Below are 16,117 nucleotides of genomic sequence, written 5' to 3'. Positions count from 1 at the left end.
TCAGGCGTTACGGCCAGCCATTACGCCGCCATCGATATCCCAGATAGCGCCGGTGACCCAGCCAGTCTTGTCAGAAAGCAGGAAAGCAACGGTTTCCGCGATATCGACCGGGGTACCCACGCGACCGATCGGGTGGAAGCTGTCAAAGCTGCTCATCACGTCCTTCACGTCGTCTTTCGGAATGAAGCCTTCGTAAATCGGCGTGTGAACAACGGCCGGAGACACCGCATTCACTCGGATCCCTTTTTCACCCAGCTCAATGGCCAGGTTTTTAGTCAGCGCGTGCAGACCCGCTTTTGCCATTGAGTACGCTGAAGACGGAGTGGCACCGATGGCCTGCTGTGCCCACATGGAACCGATATTAACGATGGAGCCTTTAATGCCAGCTTCAACCATATTGCGCACCACGTCACGGGTAATAAAGAACGTCGCGCGGTTAATGTTCATGTACATGTCATAGTCTGACACTTCATGTTCGGTGAACGGTTTCGGGAAAAATACGCCAGCCGCATTGACCAGCAGGCTGATATCTTTGTGTTCGGCATTAATGGTATTCACCACGTGCTGCATACCTTCTTCTTTCATCAGGTCGGCAACGATGATGGAAACCTGACCATCAGCAGCCAGTGCCTGGCGGGCCTGCTCGGCTTTGTCCTGGCGATTGCCAACCAGCACAACGCTGCCACCGTTTTTCAGAACCAGCTTCGCCGTTTCGAAGCCCATACCGCTCGTACCACCGACCACTAACAGTTTTTTACCGGCAAAAGATGCGTTCATCGCTAACCTCTTAAATTCATATGGTTGTCATTGATGAAAAGCCGTGCTTCTCATCGTGTGAAACCAGAATGCCACCCGGGCCCCTGATTGACGACTGAGAAGAAATTGCGACTCAGGAAAGAAAATCTATCTCGCTGGCGTATACTGAGGAAAATAATGCATCAGGATGAACACAATGCGATCGCTAAACCGACTTAAATGGCTGCACGCTTTTGAAGCCACCGCCAGGCATGGCAGCTTTACCGGCGCGGCTCAGGAACTGGGCGTTACGCCCGCCGCAGTAGGCCAGCTGGTGCGCTCGCTGGAAGACTGGGTCGGGCACCCGCTTCTTCACCGCACCCGTTCAGGAAAAGAGCGTCTGACGCTGGTTGACGAAGCGCAGGAGGCACTCCAGGACATCACGCAGGGGCTCGACAAACTTGAAACCGGATTAAACAAGCTTCGTGGTCGCCGCTCGCGCTCGGTGGTGGTGGTGACGGCGTCGCAGGTACTGATGATGAACTGGCTGATGGATCGCCTGAACCGGTTTTCGGAAACGCACGAAAATATCGATCTGCGGCTTAATGTTACGGAAAAGTTGATGGACGTGTCGCACGGCGAGGCGGATATCGGTATTCGCTGCGGACAGGGCGACTGGCCTGGCGTGAATAAAACCTGGCTGATGGATGAGGAAGCGGTGCTGGTCTGCAGTCCCCACCTGGTGCCGTCCGGGAAAATGGCCTGCAGTGAATGGCTCGCCACGCAAAAACTCATTCACGATGACACGCCGCATCCCGGGGCAGATTTTCCGTCATGGAATGATGTCCTGATGGCGGTCGGTGCACCCGACGCGCTGGAAAGCGGGCTGCATATTAACTCTACCTCGGCGGTGATCCTGTCGGCCCTGAGCGGCAGGGGGGTGGCTATTGTCCGCTACGCTCTGGTGAAAAAACTTATCGAAACCGGACAGCTGGCCCAGCTGCATCCGGACCACCGTTGGCCACTCAAGTGGTCCTATTATCTGGTTACCCCGCAGCAAAAAGTCATGCGTGATGAAGTAAACGTTTTCCATGACTGGCTTCTTCAGGATGTCGTTTCAGACCGCTCATAAACTGCCTCCTGAGGCATCACGCTGTCCCGGTAATCAGTCCAGCCGCGTGATGCTTCATTCCCTGCCAAACCACGACATAGAATTTCTTCTCTGCTCCGCAAGATTATCTGATTTGTTGAAGCTGTCTGGCTTTCTGATAATCGCCCTCAACGAAAGGTAATACAGACCGGGTTTGTAACCGGGCGTGTTGCCTCAACCCTGAGCGAAGGAGAGAACGATGGCTTATCTGCAAATCACCCTGGATATCAGTAATGAAAACCGTGCGGCAGCGGCGGGGGTATACCAGAAATACAAAACCCCGTTTCTGACCACCATCGAGGGTGCCACCTCTAAAGAGCTGCTTGTCCGTGACGAGGATGTCCAGGTGCTGCACGGCTTTAAGACTGTGGCGCAGGCGCAGGCATACCTTAGCAGTCCGCTGTTCACGCAGGATGTTGTTGCAGGATTGAAACCCTATTTAAACAGCGCGCCTGACGTACGTATTTTCGACGTCATGTAATGATATTTCTGAGACAAAAAATAACCGGAGTTTTCAATGTTCTTGAACTGGAATGAATATCGCAGTGGCCTGCTCGCCACCATCGGCAAATTTGCCAAACTGCAGCCAGAGTTTATGAAAGGCTTTCAGCAGATGGATAAAGGGGCGTCAGAAAACGTGCACCTCGATCCTAAAACCCATGAACTGATTGCACTGGCCGTGGCCGTCACCACCCGCTGTGACGGTTGCCTGGCCGTACACGTGGACGCTGCGGTTAAGCACGGTGCCACGCGTGAAGAGATCGCCGAAGCGCTGGCCGTTGCCATTAACCTGAACACCGGCGCAGCGCTGACGTATACCGCGCGAGCTCTGGATGTGTACGATAATCTGCCAAACAAATAGGCCTGCAGACGGCCCCCTCCAGGGCCGTCTAATCACTGACTATGATGTTACTGAATTCTGATTTTTCGCAGCGTGCGATCGTTACTCCGGACGATTATCAGTGGATACCTTCTCCCCAGCCCGGCGTTGAGCGCGTGATGCTTGACCGGATTGGTCGCGAGCAGGCCCGCGCAACCAGCATTGTCAGGTATGCGCCCGGATCCACATTTCCCGCACACAGCCATCCCGGCGGAGAGGAGATTCTGGTGCTCGACGGTATCTTTACCGAAAACGGGGTCGACTATCCTGCCGGCTGGTATCTGCGCAGCCCGGACGGTTCTTCTCACCAACCCTCAAGTCGCGACGGCACAACCATTTTCGTCAAGCTGCGCCAGATGTCTGCCGGTGAGCGCCAGCCGGTCAGGATAAATACGCAGGAGGCAGCCAACTGGCACGGTCAGCCGCAAAGACAAGTCTGCCCGTTATTCTCCGGCACTTCAGAAACCGTGCTGCTTCAGAGGATTGACCCGGGTGAGCGGATCTTCTGTGCACCGCTTGTTGGCGGAGCAGAGATCCTTCTTCTGCAAGGGGAACTCCATGCGCCGGAAGGTTGCTATGGGGCAGGAAGCTGGCTGCGGTTTCCGCCGGGTGATATGCCTGCTCTTATAGCCACCGCCTCCGGCGCACTTTTTTATCTGAAAACGGGACATCTCAGCCCGACAACCCTGACCGGAGCGACATTATGAAGCAGAGCGCTGTTATCATTGGTGCGGGCATAAGCGGCCTTTATGCCGCCACGCTGCTTGAAAAAGCGGGTGTTGATTATGTGATCCTTGAGGCTCGTGACAGAACGGGCGGGCGCGTGCTGTCAGGCCTGGAACTGGCGGGTGCCTCCGCTGGCATTCATGTCGATATGGGGGCAGCGTGGTTCTGGCCTGATATGCAACCGGACTTCGCGCATTTTATCGAGCGGCTTAACCTTCCGGTAATCGCGCACGGCCGCCCGGGAGACATGCTCTACGAGCGCCAGCTGGATTCGCCCCCTGAACGCTACCCGTCATGGGAGAGCTCCCCGGCGTCTTTCAGGCTGAAGGGAGGAATGCAGGCGCTGACGGCGGCACTTAAAAGTCAGATCCCGGCTGAGAAGATTAAAACCGGCCATCAGGCGATGGCGGTTTCCCGGGCCGGCAAGGAAGTGCAAGTCCATACCCGTTCCGAAGGCAGTAAAAAGGCCGTGTTTTCCGGTGAGCATGTCTTCCTCGCTTTGCCTCCCGCCCTGGCAGCGAAAATAGATTTCAGACCAGCGATGCCGGAACAGGTGCTGTCGAACTGGCGGAAAACTCCGACGTGGATGGCTCCCCATGCGAAATATGTCGCTGTATATAAAACAGACTTATTTCATACACGACAGCTTTCCGGCAATGCAGGAAGCCGCGTGGGGCCAATGGTTGAGATCCACGACGTATCCGAGCCAGATTCGGGCAAAACGGCGATTTTTGGTTTTATTGGCGTACCGGCAAAATCAAGATGGACAGTCAGCGAAGCTGTTCTCAAAAGCCTTTGCCGGGAGCAGCTCATACGCTTATTTGGACAGGATGCGGCAGAACCTGAAGCTGAGTATATAAAAGACTGGGCGGCCGATCCGTTTACTGCAACGGAATTTGATCTCCTGCAGGAGGTCGGGCACGCAACGCCTGAGCAACTTCCCACCAGGGGGGAGTGGTCCGGTGAGATAACAGGTATCGCCAGTGAATGGTCGCCGCTATTCTCGGGCTATCTGGCAGGCGCTATTGACTCTGCATTAACGGGTGTTCAGCGCTGGTTACAACTGAAATAACCCCCGTGAAAATGGTTTGTAGCCTTTCGAACCGGAGAGGGGTTGTTGAAAAACATGCGTATCCGGTTTGATAATACGTCTGCTATGGCTTCTGAAAGGTCCGTTTCTGGCACAAAGCTGACACTCTACCCGGGGTCAAGTTAGTTAAGAAACTGACTTAAGGTGATTTTGTAATACTCTGGTATTAACGTGTCGCTTGTGTGTCATGCTTGAAAAAGGTCAGAGGACATTCAAATCAGAGTCGGCATTCGCAAACGCCATTCGGGACTGATCAGGGCTCCCAGCGTTTTCCTGTTGAACCTGCTGTTCTGCATTTTCTTATGCCTGCAGCTGTGCCTGTCTCTCAATTTGCTGCTCTGCCTCATACTGGGCCTGTTGTTGCGCCCTGAGTTGAGCCTGTTGTTACGCTTCAATTTGGCTCTGCTGGGCATCCTTCGCCTGCTGGATCTTCTGCTGTTCAACGATCGCCTTGTCTCGATCTTGAGGAGTTTGCCCCCATAAAGCAGGAAATCGTGTGCAGTCGCTCTTTTGGCGAACGAGTCACAGAATACGAGGAGATGAGGCAAGCGATATGCTCTTACGCGGCCCGTGGTTGCCGGGCAGGGCATTCGGCAGCAATGGCAGATGAAGCGAGAAATACTTTCGCCGCGGTATACGACCCGCTTCCAGGATTTATTAACTGTTAAATAAATGCAGGACATTATTGTCAAAATAAAGTATCTTATTCAGGCACTTATAAAGACTTAAATGGAATTGATATGTTAAAACCTATTCTTGCATTAGCCGTTCTTACCTTAACTGGGTGTGCCATTATCCAGGAGCCTCCAAAGCATGGTACTCCTGATGCTGTATATACGACTAAGAGCGATACAAAAAGCGTTGCATTATGCATTGCTGAGGTATTTGCAGATTACGACCCTTACATTTTAGCCAGCTATAAAGAAGAATTCTGGGGTTATAAGATTAATTATTCCGCCGGACCATATGGTGAAGCCGAGATTTACAAGAAAAATAACGTTACAACCGTGAATTATTTTGATGAGAATAATTCAGACAAGAAAATGGTAAAGCATCTTAAAAACGGCATTCAAAAATGCGTAACCAAGGTGTACGACATGACTCCAGTAGGGGGTAAGCAGCCAGATGGAAGCGTAAAACTCTGGTAATATCTCTCAGGATATCACTGAATATTACCAGTCAATTCAGCACTCTGATTTTTTGGATTACCAACGGTACGCGACACCGCGTGCCAGATAAACTTGTCGGCGGGCACCGCTCCGTCGGCTGCTATCTCTTCCGCTTCTTTTCCGCCTATGTCCTGGCGCATCCATTCCCTTGCTGCTTCCGGTGATAGAACAAGTGGCCGGCCAGTCCTTTATCCGCTGCAGACGTCACAATGAGAAAGCCTTCTGCTTCATCGCCTCGCTCAAAAGGTATGCTGCCAATCGCTGCCATGAATATCGGTTGGCCGTCGGCCCGGTGAATGAAGTAGGGCTGCTTCTTGTCGCCTTCCTTTTTCCACTCAAACCATCCATCCGCAAAGCAGAACGCCCGGCCATGTTGCCACAAAGGTTTAAACATTCAACTGGTGGCCGCCGTCTCGACACGCGCGTTAATCAATGGCGGTTTATCCCACCACTCGGGCGCGTAACCTCAGAACATCGGATCAGATGCAGCTGCTCGTCGCGTACGCTCAACAGCAGGACTTTTGTACCGGGCGCCACGTTGTACCGACCAATAGGCTCTGGGTCATATGCGATATCACGATCGGCTTCAATAGCCAGGTAAGCAAGATATTCTTCACGGGTTTGGGCTTGTGCAAAACGTCCACACATAGAAACCTCCAGTCAGTCAGACTGAAAGTATAGGGCAGAGAGAAAAAGAGGTGCGCACCGAAACCTTATGATTTTGAAACAATCGCATGATGATTCAAATCGGAGCGGTGGTAAAGTTGGGCGTTGCGAATCAGGTAGATGCTACGCAAAGTTAAACTTATGTTTCGAAGCGGCTATCGTTTATTAATTGTGCGAAATACGAGATTTAAGAGTGGGTGAAGGGCGTTTTTGAGTGATTTTCTTCCCCAAAACGATGCGCAACCTACTAAATAATATGAGGTTTCAATAGGGCTGAAATGGTGCAACTCAACCCTTCGATTACAAGTTAACATATTGTTTACAAAGAACAAAAACAATAGTTGAATAGTATGCTTCGCCCATATCTTCGGCGGCGGCTATGCGGCGGGGTATTACGCCTACCTGTGGACCCAGATGCTGGCAGACGATGGCAATCAGTGGTTTGTCGAGCAGGGTGGTTTGACTCGCGAAAACGGGCAAAATTCCGCGAGGCGATTTTGTCGCGCGGGAACAGCACTGATTTAGCTGAACTTTATCGCCAGTGGCGCGGGCACGATCCGAGGATTGAACCGATGCTGGAGAATCGCGGGTTGAGTGATTAGGTTCAATACACCAGACTCCCCGCGCAGTGAGATGGCGCGGTTTCAGCACCAGCCGCTTCTAACAGCATCAGTGCCTTACAGCGTAGCGGGCCACACGAGCCCGCTACGCCTGCAACAATCTCTGTGCCACGCTCTGCCTTACAGTAACGGCCACAGCAGTGCGGACAGAGTTGCCAGCCCACCCAGTACCACCAGAAACACCGTCACGCCGCGCAGCTGCGACAGCGCAGTGCGGGTGTAAATCAGGTAGGCGGGGATCAGGAACAGGATCACCGCAATCAGCGGCCCGCATAACGTTTCAATCAGGTTAAGCACGTCCGGGTTCGCATAAACGATACCAAAGGTCAGCAGGAACAGTACCAGCGAGGCCACGCGCTTACTGGTGGTGGCCTTCTTACCCGATACGCTGGCCGCCAGCTGGCCGAACGTCTCTGCCACCGACAGACCCACGCCCAGGAAGGATTTGGTCATCCCGATGATAGCGATGAACGGGGCCACGTAATAAATCAGGCTGAAGTCACCGCTTCCTTTCATCACAGACAGCACGTTCAGGTTCTGCGCCTTCGCCTGCGCAAAGCTGTCATGCGGGATGCTCAGCATACAACTCAGCACAAAGAAGATGATGCTGGAGAAGATAGCCACATAGGCCACGCGGAGCACGAACAGAGCCTTGCCCTCGCCCTCGTTTTTCTTCTCACGGTAGTATGAGGTGAGCGGGGAGACCATCGGCGCACAGCAGAATGAGAAGGTGATCAGCGGCAGCGTCAGCCAGATGCCCTTCATGGTTACCGACAGCGGGGTGCTCTTCACCTCAGCGACCGCGCCGGTGAGATTGGACAGATGCCAGCCCGGAATGAGTGACACGGCGATCAGCAGCACAGACACAGCGAACGGCAGCGCCAGCGCACTCATGGTGGCCACCACCTTATCGCGCCCCTTGCTCAGTACCACATACAGCGCGGCCACCACGATAAACGTCAGCGGGCCACGGCTGATACCGCTCATGTGAAGGTGCTCGGTGAGGAAATTATCCAGCGCGTTGACCAGCGCGACCCCATACACCAGGGTAACCGGGAAGAAGGTGATGCAATAGAACAGGGTCATCAGCTTTTCGCCGCGCCCGCTGAAGAAGGAACCGAAAATCGGCAGCGTGCCGTTTTCAGTTTGTTCCTCACGCATATACACCCGGCACAAGAGCAGATGGGGCAGCAGGGATAAGGGCAGGCCCAGCAGCAGCATCACCAGGAAGATGACCGGGCCGCGTGTCCCGATCTCCACGGGGAGGAACAGGGTTCCCGCGCCGACCGCCGTGCCATAGAGACCCAGCGTCCACAGGTTGTCCTGCCAGCGCCAGCTGCCGCGCGTTGTAATGTTGCCAATGGTGGTTGGTGCTGTATTCATAATGCTTACCGCTTAGTTAGTGGGAGATGACGACTTGCAGCCCAGCGGTGCGGGGACTGACGAAGAACATGCCAGGAATGATATAAAAATGAGATGCCAGTAGCGGCAAAAGGACGCACGAAATAATGAACTCGAGTGAAGATATTAAATAATATTCGCCGGTCATCTTGCCAGTAATCGGCGGACAGATAATGTTACCCGCGCCGGGGAACAGCGCCAGAGTCATGAATTCCGGCACTTTTACATCATCGGTGGGGAAGAGTTGCTTTCGCATACCGTGAACCTTGTGAGTAAACCTGTATGCATTTATCATTATTTATTGATGTTGCGTTAACAGGCGGTTAATAAGGAAAGGCACTTGCTAAATTAATGAACAAATAACGCCCGACTTTCCCTGCCTGCACGCCTGTTAATTAAAAATGAATACCTTACTTATTAATTACCACAAGCAATCCGGATGCTGAAGAAATTGCTTATTCGATGATTTTATAGCGCGCGTCAACATTCATGCCTAACCCGTATTAAAACAGCAGCTTTAAAACATTCTCTTAACGCTTCTTTATCGTTTAGCCCATTCTGTTTATTCAGTCTGATATCAATGGCGTGCTCTGGCGGCGGCTTCTCAGCGAACGCGCTATCAGAACCCCTGGCCAGTGCCTTTAAGGTCGATCCTCGCCAGAGAATCCCGTCATCCCACAGCTTGCCTCTTTACAAGGCGTAATGGGAATTGTAAAGATTCCCATTTTCTTTGTAAGGTTGTTTGAATTTATCTCGCATTTTGTCTACTCTTATTTTGTGACGCGAAATTACTAAAACACCCGTGCGTGCCATACGCAATGCAAAGCAGAACGACGTAACATCACTGAAAGAGGGTTTTATGGAGTGGAAGATAGTCGAGACGATAGCAAGCCCGGAGACAGGCACGTTTTTTGGCAGGGTTGAGACAACATACGGGCTGAGTTATATCCTCTTGTTTAAAGGTGATTATTACGTGCGCCCCGGGGAAGTTGTCACGATGACTGAAAAAGGCATCCTGATTGATAATCGTCGCAGACGCGTATGGATAGCTCATGCAATGCCTTATTCATCAATACGTTGGTTAGGTTTCAGAATGAAAAATGATTGCCCCGGTAACCGACGTGAAATGAGTCAGCGGTGTGAAAGCGAATCGCCATGCCAGTTTACGCTTTGCCCCTTTGGGCTAAAACACTATCATCCACAAAGTTATTATAACGAAGAAATTAACATTCAAGTAATAAACGGTCGTTAACACTCTCAGCGGCAGGGCATCGTTGATGTAACGCCATGAATACGCCGGTACATGATCGCCTCCAGACGTGCATATAGGGTAAGCGCCTGGTTATCAGAAACCCTTATCTGTCGGATACGAATTCTTCTCCTCTCTTACCCCAGGAGATTCGTATCCGACGTGAGGTGGGGAGAAATGTACGCGGCTAGCGTGCCGCTTCGATTAACTCTGGCCCCTGATTCTTCACATTTCCCACTGCACGCGTAACGGCATGCCAGATGAAGGTGTCGGCGGGCACTGCGCCGTCAGCGGCAATGTCTTCTGCTTCTTTCCCGCCTATATCCTGTCTCATCCATTCGCGTGCCGCGTCGGGTGATAACACCAGCGGGCGGCGGTCGTGGATATCGACCAGCCCCTTATCGGCGGCAGAGGTGACAATGAGAAATCCTTCAGCGTCATCACCACGTTCAAACGGCGTACTGCCGATCGCCGCCATAAAAACAGGCTTTCCGTCGGCCCGGTAAATGAAATACGGTTGTTTTTTGCCATCTTCCTTCTTCCACTCGAACCATCCATCCGCAAAGCAGATGGCTCTGCCATGCTGCCAGAGTGGTTTAAACATCCTGCTGGTGGCTGCGGTTTCAACCCGCGCATTAATCAGGGGGGCTTTATCCCACCATCCGGGCGCATAACCCCAAAAAACGGGATCGAGATGCAGTTTTTCATCGCGTTCGCTCAACAGCAGGACTTTTGTCCCTGGCGCCACGTTGTAACGGCCAATGGGTTCCGGGTCATAGGCAATGTCGCGATCGCGTTCCCCGGCAAAGTAAGCAAGATACTCTTCACGGCTCTGCGCTTGTGCAAAACGTCCACACATAGACACCTCTCTTGAAACGACATACTGAAAGTATAGGGCAGGGGAAAGAGGAGTTGATCGGCTTGTCATGAATGCTTTTTTTACTCACTCTCTGCTTTTTTGGGTATTGCAGAAAAGACAGACCTAATTTCGACAGGAGGAAGCGCCCTTCAGAGGATAATTTGACTATCTGACGAGACGAGCTAACCTTAATAACTGTGTGCAAACGGGATAACGTTAAATATTCTGTCAAGGTGAAGAGTAAAAATAAGAGTATTTACCGTGAGTGATGATGGAGAATATATCTTACTTTCCTCGTGCGTTATTTATGTTGCGACGGAAGGTGTAGGTGAGAATAGTCTTAAATTAGAGTTGGAGCGCGTTAATTCGACGACAGACTTTTATATGATGATTCTGGAAGCGCCCGTTACGCGCCGTTATTACGCTATTTCAAACTGCGGATAATACCGCCGCAGTCATCATGTTTTACTCAATGTTTATTTCACAACGATCCTGTTGCGGGTATGACACGTCCATTTTTTCTGTGCTCGGTTGAGCCAGGCATTTTAGCTAAAAATACTATAAGTGAGGCAGAGCATGTTTAAACACGTCAAACAACTTCAGTATACCGTACGCGTTGCAGAGCCTAATCCGGGCCTTGCCAATCTCCTGCTTGAACAGTTCGGCGGCCCTCAGGGCGAGCTGGCGGCGGCATGCCGTTACTTTACACAGGGGCTGGGCGATGACGATCCAGGTCGCAAAGATATGCTGCTGGATATTGCGACCGAAGAGTTAAGCCACCTGGAAATTATCGGCACCATGGTTGGCATGCTTAATAAAGGTGCCAAAGGCGAGCTGGCGGAAGGCACTGAAAATGAAGCGGAACTTTATCGTTCCATGACGGCGAATGGTAACGACAGCCATATCACCGCACTGCTGTACGGCGGCGGCCCGGCTCTTACGAACTCTGCCGGTGTACCGTGGACGGCAGCTTACATCGATACCATCGGCGAACCGACCGCGGATTTACGTTCAAATATTGCCGCAGAAGCCCGTGCAAAAATTATCTATGAGCGACTCATCAACGTGACCGACGATCCTGGCGTTAAGGATGCGCTGGCCTTCCTGATGACCCGTGAGGCGGCGCACCAACTCTCTTTCGAAAAGGCGCTTCAGTCTATCCGTAATAACTTTCCGCCGGGCAAACTGCCGCCGGTAGAACAGTACACCAACAAGTACTACAGCATGTCTTCGGGTGGCGAAGTTCGCGGCAGCTGGAACAGCGATAAATACTTCGACTACGTGGAAGATCCACAGCCAGCCGTTGATGGTGGAACGGGCGATGCGGAAGTGAAATTGACCGCTAAGCAGAAAACCATGATGAAGGCGATGGTCAAACGCACGCAGTCCGACCCGCAGGCTGACCCGCTTACCGGCGCTGAGCTGGGGGCAGGGAAGAAAGAGGTTTAAGCATTGCCCAAGGTTCCGTTCGCCTTATGAGGTGAACGGAACCTTCCACTGTACTCCACAGTACTTACCGATTTGAAAAACTACCCGCCAATCACCTACGCGATCTCATTCGGACAGGCTTCGCCTTTCTCCAGCTGCTGCAAATTCCCCAGCGTCGTTTCCGAAATGCTGATCAGCGCCTCGGCGGTAAGAAAGGCCTGATGCCCGGTGAACAGCACGTTATGGCAGGCCGACAGACGGCGGAACACGTCATCCTGAATCACGTCATTGGATTTGTCTTCAAAGAACAGGTCACGTTCGTTCTCATAGACGTCCATACCCAAGGCACCAATCTTCTGGGTTTTCAGCGCTTCAATCGCCGCCTGTGAATCAATCAAACCGCCGCGGCTGGTGTTGATGATCATCACCCCGTCCTTCATCTGGTCAAAAGCCGTCTGGTTTAGCAGGTGATAGTTTTCTGGTGTCAGCGGGCAGTGCAGGGAGATCACATCAGACTGGGAGAACAGCGTCTGAATATCAACATACTCCACGCCCATCTCCAGCGCGGCAGCGCTTGGGTACGGGTCAAAGGCCAGCAGGCGCATACCAAAGCCTTTCAGAATGCGCAGGGCGGCTACGCCAATCTTACCGGTGCCGATGATCCCGGCGGTTTTGCCGTACATGGTAAAACCGGTCAGCCCTTCGAGAGAAAAGTTCGCATCACGGGTACGTTGATAAGCACGGTGAATACGACGGTTCAGCGACATCATCATGCCGATGGCATGTTCCGCCACCGCTTCCGGTGAATAGGCCGGTACGCGAACGACCTTCAGACCCAACTCTTTCGCCGCATCCAGATCCACGTTATTGAACCCGGCGCAGCGCAGGGCGATATATTTCACCCCCTGTTTTTTCAGCTCTTCCAGCACCGGGCGGCTGCCATCATCGTTGACGAAGATACAGACGCCTTCACAGCCGTGGGCGGTTTTGGCAGTTTTCTCAGTCAGCAGAAAGTCGAAAAATTCAAGATCGAATCCGTAAGCCTCGTTAACATGTTGCAGATACTTTTTGTCGTACTGCTTTGTGCTATATACCGCGAGTTTCATAAGACTTTCTCCAGTGATTTTACATTCACGTTAGCATGATTAAAATAATCTTACAATTTATAAAATTTTATTGAATTCAATAAGTTCTATGAATAATGATAGAGCATCTATCCTTAAAAATGACAGTCTCTTCAACTGACTGGCTAATCATGCGACAATGATCGGCAATGTCGGCTTAATTCTTTCGCTAAATCAGGATATTAACTGCCCATGAAGGGTAAATACAAAGCCGCGATCGCGCTCCTACTGCTGTTGATCGTTTTGCCGCTGACGCTGCTGATGACGCTCGCCCAATGGGTACCGACCCTTGCCGGGATCTGGCTGCCGGTGGGGACGCGCATCGCCTTTGAAAAAAGTCCTCGTCTGACCCGCAACGCCCTCGTTATTCCGGATCTCCGCTATCTGGTAGAAGATTGCGAAATTGCCCGTATCGAAAACGTCACGCTGTCGCACCCCAGCCGCTGGGCGCTGGATGTCGGCGCGCTTGAGCTGAACTCTGCGTGTCTGAGTAAACTGCCCGAGTCCGCCCCGTCCACCGTCGCGCCAAAAACCCTGGCCCAGTGGCAGGCGATCCTGCCGAACACCTGGCTGACGATCCACCGCCTGACGCTCTCCCCCTGGCAGCAGTGGCAGGGGGAGCTTCGCGCGTCCTTAACCCCGGCCAGCCAGACTCTCACTTATAAAGGCGAGCAGGTGAGCATCCAGGGGCAGCTTCGCGGCCAGAATCTGACCATCAAGCAATTCGACATTCACCTGCCGGACCAGCCGCAGCCCGTGACGCTGGTGGGGGAATTTACCCTGCCGCTGGTGCCGGACGGCGCGCCGGTTAAAGGGCACGCGCAGGCCACCTTCAACGTGCCACACTTATCGTCTCTGGTCGATGCCGATCTGGAGTGGGCGGACAATCAGGGGCAGCTGGTGGTCATGGCGAGGGATAACCCCGACCCGCTGCTCGACCTGCCCTGGCAGGTCACCGCCCGGGAGCTGACCATCAGCGACGGTCGATGGAACTGGCAACAGCCAGGTCTGCCGCTGAGCGGACGCGTTGGGCTGAAGATTGATAACTGGCAGCAGGGGCTGGAAAAAGCGACCTTCACCGGACGCCTGAACGTGCTGACGCAGGGCGATGCCGGGAAGGGCAACGCCGTACTGACTCTCGGCCCTGGCACGCTGAGCATGGATAACAGCCACATGCCGCTGCATTTGAGCGGCGAGGCGAAACAAAACGATCTGATCCTCTACGCCAAACTTCCGGCGACGCTGACCGGAAGCCTGGCAGATCCCATCCTGGAATTCGCCCCCGGCGCGCTGCTTCGCTCGCGCGGACGCCTGATTGATTCGCTGGATATCGACGAAATACGCTGGCCTCTCGCGGGCGTTAAGCTGACGCAAAAAGGCGTGGATGGCCGTCTGCAGGCGATATTACGCGCTCATGAAAACGAGATGGGCGATTTTACCCTGCACCTGGACGGCCAGGCGCAAGACTTTTTACCCGACAGCGGGCTGTGGCAGTGGCGCTACTGGGGCAACGGTAACTTCACGCCGATGAACGCACGATGGGACGTTGCAGGGAAAGGAGAATGGCGCGATCGGGTGATTGCGCTGACCGATCTCTCCACCGGTTTCGATAAGCTCCAGTACGGCACGATGCTGGTCAGCAAGCCGCGTCTGGTGCTGGAAAAACCGGTGCGCTGGCAGCGCGATCCTGCCCATCCGGCCTTCAGCGGGGCGCTGTCGCTGAAAGCGGGACAAACCACCTTTTCAGGCGGAAGCCTGCTGCCGCCCTCGGTACTGAATTTTAGCGTCGACGGGACTGACCCGACCCTGTTCCAGTTCAAAGGGGATCTTCACGCCGACGCCATTGGGCCGGTGCAGGTCAATGGCCGCTGGGACGGTGTGCGTTTGCGCGGTCAGGCCTGGTGGCCGAAGCAGTCCCTCACGGTATTCCAGCCGCTGCTTCCGCCAGACTGGAAGATGGCGCTGCGCGACGGCGAACTTTACGCGCAGGTGGCCTTCTCGGCGGCGGCGGACCAGGGATTCGAGGCGGGCGGCCACGGGGTGGTAAAAGCCGGTAGCCTGTGGATGCCCGACAACCAGATCAACGGCGTCGATTTTGTTCTGCCGTTCCGCTTTAGCGAAGGGACCTGGTCGCTGGGCACGCGGGGGCCGGTGACGTTGCGCATTGGCGAAGTGCAAAATCTGGTGTCCGCACATAATATCACCGCCGATTTACAGGGTGACTACCCCTGGACCGACGACAACCCGCTGCTGCTCACCAACGTGAAGATAGAAACGCTCGGCGGCAAAATCACCCTGCAGCAATTGCGTATGCCGCAACATGATGCGGCCCTGCTGCGCGTGGACAATATCTCCTCCAGCGAGCTGATTAGCGCGGTGAATCCCAAACAGTTTACGATGTCTGGCCCGGTCAGCGGGGCGCTGCCATTCTGGCTCGACAACGAACGCTGGATTATCAAAGACGGCTGGCTGACCAATCCGGGGCCCATGACGCTGCGTATTGACAAAGACACGGCCGACGCCATTGTGAAAGACAATATGGCCGCAGGGGCCGCCATCAACTGGCTGCGCTACATGGAAATCACCCGGTCGTGGACAAAGATCAATGTCGATAATCTGGGGGTCTTAACCCTGCAGGCGGCGATCAAGGGCACCAGCCGGGTGGATGGCAAAAGCGGTTCGGTCAATCTGAACTACACCCACGAAGAGAACGTTTTTACCCTCTGGCGCAGCCTGCGCTTCGGGGATAATCTGCAAACATGGTTTGAGCAACATGCGGCCATACCGGGTATCCGCAGTTCGACCGGCAAGGAAAGTGAGGAACAACAATGAAAAAGATGGCAGGTGTACTCACCGTGGCCGTTGCCGTGCTGCTCTCGGGCTGTACGCCGCGTATTGAAGTGGCGGCACCGAAAGAGCCGATCACCATCAATATGAACGTCAAAATCGAGCATGAGATCCACATCAAGGTCGATAAAGACGTAGAAACCCTGCTGAAAACGCGCAGCGATCTGTTCTGA

At 53.5% G+C, this 16,117-nt stretch carries 16 protein-coding genes and 2 pseudogenes; 12 read left to right on the top strand and 6 right to left on the bottom strand.

All coding sequences use genetic code 11. The annotated features are described in order from the left end of the window. On the bottom strand, nt 1-777 hold the full coding sequence (locus ACWKX3_RS05850) for an SDR family NAD(P)-dependent oxidoreductase (protein ID WP_102890967.1): 777 nt from the start codon (nt 775-777) through the stop codon (nt 1-3). Nucleotides 778-952: 175 nt separating this feature from the next. Between ACWKX3_RS05850 and ACWKX3_RS05845 the strand changes: the two genes are divergently transcribed. The 7 genes from ACWKX3_RS05845 (at nt 953) to ACWKX3_RS05815 (ending at nt 5,729) form a co-directional block, all read left to right on the top strand. Then, nucleotides 953-1,867, top strand: a complete 915-nt coding sequence (locus ACWKX3_RS05845; protein WP_088207359.1) for a LysR substrate-binding domain-containing protein — start codon at nt 953-955, stop codon at nt 1,865-1,867. A gap of 217 nt (nt 1,868-2,084) precedes the next feature. After that, nucleotides 2,085-2,366 carry a hypothetical protein gene (locus ACWKX3_RS05840; protein WP_047343910.1) on the top strand — a complete coding sequence of 94 codons (282 nt, stop codon included), beginning with the start codon at nt 2,085-2,087 and terminating at the stop codon, nt 2,364-2,366. Between the two features lie 36 nt (nt 2,367-2,402). Then, entirely contained in the window at nt 2,403-2,747 is a 345-nt protein-coding gene (locus ACWKX3_RS05835) for a carboxymuconolactone decarboxylase family protein (protein ID WP_454541443.1), read from the top strand. Nucleotides 2,748-2,788: 41 nt separating this feature from the next. Then, nucleotides 2,789-3,472 carry a cupin domain-containing protein gene (locus ACWKX3_RS05830; RefSeq protein WP_454541442.1) on the top strand — a complete coding sequence of 228 codons (684 nt, stop codon included), beginning with the start codon at nt 2,789-2,791 and terminating at the stop codon, nt 3,470-3,472. Continuing rightward, entirely contained in the window at nt 3,469-4,563 is a 1,095-nt protein-coding gene (locus tag ACWKX3_RS05825; protein WP_454541441.1) for a flavin monoamine oxidase family protein, read from the top strand. Before ACWKX3_RS05830 ends, ACWKX3_RS05825 begins: the two co-directional genes overlap by 4 nt. A 624-nt stretch (nt 4,564-5,187) precedes the next feature. Next, entirely contained in the window at nt 5,188-5,253 is a 66-nt protein-coding gene (locus ACWKX3_RS05820) for a DUF4113 domain-containing protein (protein ID WP_454541687.1), read from the top strand. Between the two features lie 68 nt (nt 5,254-5,321). Then, nucleotides 5,322-5,729 (top strand): hypothetical protein, encoded by a 408-nt coding sequence (locus tag ACWKX3_RS05815; RefSeq protein WP_454541440.1) that lies wholly within the window; start codon nt 5,322-5,324, stop codon nt 5,727-5,729. Nucleotides 5,730-5,743: 14 nt separating this feature from the next. Here the strand turns inward: ACWKX3_RS05815 and ACWKX3_RS05810 are convergent. Next, nucleotides 5,744-6,398 (bottom strand): annotated as a pseudogene (locus ACWKX3_RS05810) (SOS response-associated peptidase). Between the two features lie 372 nt (nt 6,399-6,770). On the opposite strand from ACWKX3_RS05810, the pseudogene ACWKX3_RS05805 reads away from it, so the two are divergent. After that, a pseudogene (locus ACWKX3_RS05805) lies at nt 6,771-7,018 on the top strand (M3 family metallopeptidase); the annotation flags it as partial. Nucleotides 7,019-7,156: 138 nt separating this feature from the next. Here the strand turns inward: ACWKX3_RS05805 and ACWKX3_RS05800 are convergent. Both ACWKX3_RS05800 and ACWKX3_RS05795 read right to left on the bottom strand, forming a co-directional pair. Then, entirely contained in the window at nt 7,157-8,419 is a 1,263-nt protein-coding gene (locus ACWKX3_RS05800) for an amino acid permease (protein ID WP_137272110.1), read from the bottom strand. Between the two features lie 16 nt (nt 8,420-8,435). Then, on the bottom strand, nt 8,436-8,693 hold the full coding sequence (locus tag ACWKX3_RS05795) for a branched-chain amino acid transport system II carrier protein (RefSeq protein WP_454541439.1): 258 nt from the start codon (nt 8,691-8,693) through the stop codon (nt 8,436-8,438). A 603-nt stretch (nt 8,694-9,296) separates the two neighbouring features. Between ACWKX3_RS05795 and ACWKX3_RS05790 the strand changes: the two genes are divergently transcribed. Further along, nucleotides 9,297-9,689 carry a hypothetical protein gene (locus ACWKX3_RS05790; protein WP_187370421.1) on the top strand — a complete coding sequence of 131 codons (393 nt, stop codon included), beginning with the start codon at nt 9,297-9,299 and terminating at the stop codon, nt 9,687-9,689. A gap of 184 nt (nt 9,690-9,873) precedes the next feature. On the opposite strand, the gene ACWKX3_RS05785 is transcribed toward ACWKX3_RS05790, so the two are convergent. Next, complete coding sequence (locus ACWKX3_RS05785) at nt 9,874-10,545, bottom strand: SOS response-associated peptidase (protein WP_454541438.1); 672 nt, start codon at nt 10,543-10,545, stop codon at nt 9,874-9,876. A gap of 576 nt (nt 10,546-11,121) precedes the next feature. On the opposite strand from ACWKX3_RS05785, the gene ACWKX3_RS05780 reads away from it, so the two are divergent. Then, a complete protein-coding gene (locus tag ACWKX3_RS05780) occupies nt 11,122-11,994 on the top strand; it encodes a manganese catalase family protein (protein ID WP_236346974.1) in 873 nt (290 codons plus the stop codon). A gap of 95 nt (nt 11,995-12,089) precedes the next feature. Here ACWKX3_RS05780 and ACWKX3_RS05775 read toward each other — a convergent pair whose 3' ends face one another. Beyond that, complete coding sequence (locus tag ACWKX3_RS05775) at nt 12,090-13,079, bottom strand: 2-hydroxyacid dehydrogenase (RefSeq protein ID WP_088207351.1); 990 nt, start codon at nt 13,077-13,079, stop codon at nt 12,090-12,092. A 210-nt stretch (nt 13,080-13,289) separates the two neighbouring features. Here ACWKX3_RS05775 and ACWKX3_RS05770 point away from each other — a divergent pair, with 210 nt between their 5' ends. Both ACWKX3_RS05770 and ACWKX3_RS05765 read left to right on the top strand, forming a co-directional pair. Then, nucleotides 13,290-15,929 (top strand): YdbH family protein, encoded by a 2,640-nt coding sequence (locus ACWKX3_RS05770; protein WP_454541437.1) that lies wholly within the window; start codon nt 13,290-13,292, stop codon nt 15,927-15,929. Continuing rightward, nucleotides 15,926-16,117: a YnbE family lipoprotein gene (locus ACWKX3_RS05765; protein WP_006175056.1), complete on the top strand. Its 192-nt coding sequence runs from the start codon at nt 15,926-15,928 to the stop codon at nt 16,115-16,117. The genes ACWKX3_RS05770 and ACWKX3_RS05765 overlap by 4 nt, the downstream gene beginning before the upstream one ends.

Source organism: Enterobacter sp. UPMP2052 (assembly GCF_053709675.1).
Note: the sequence above shows the minus strand (reverse complement) of the source record. Positions and strands in the feature narration are given on the sequence as shown.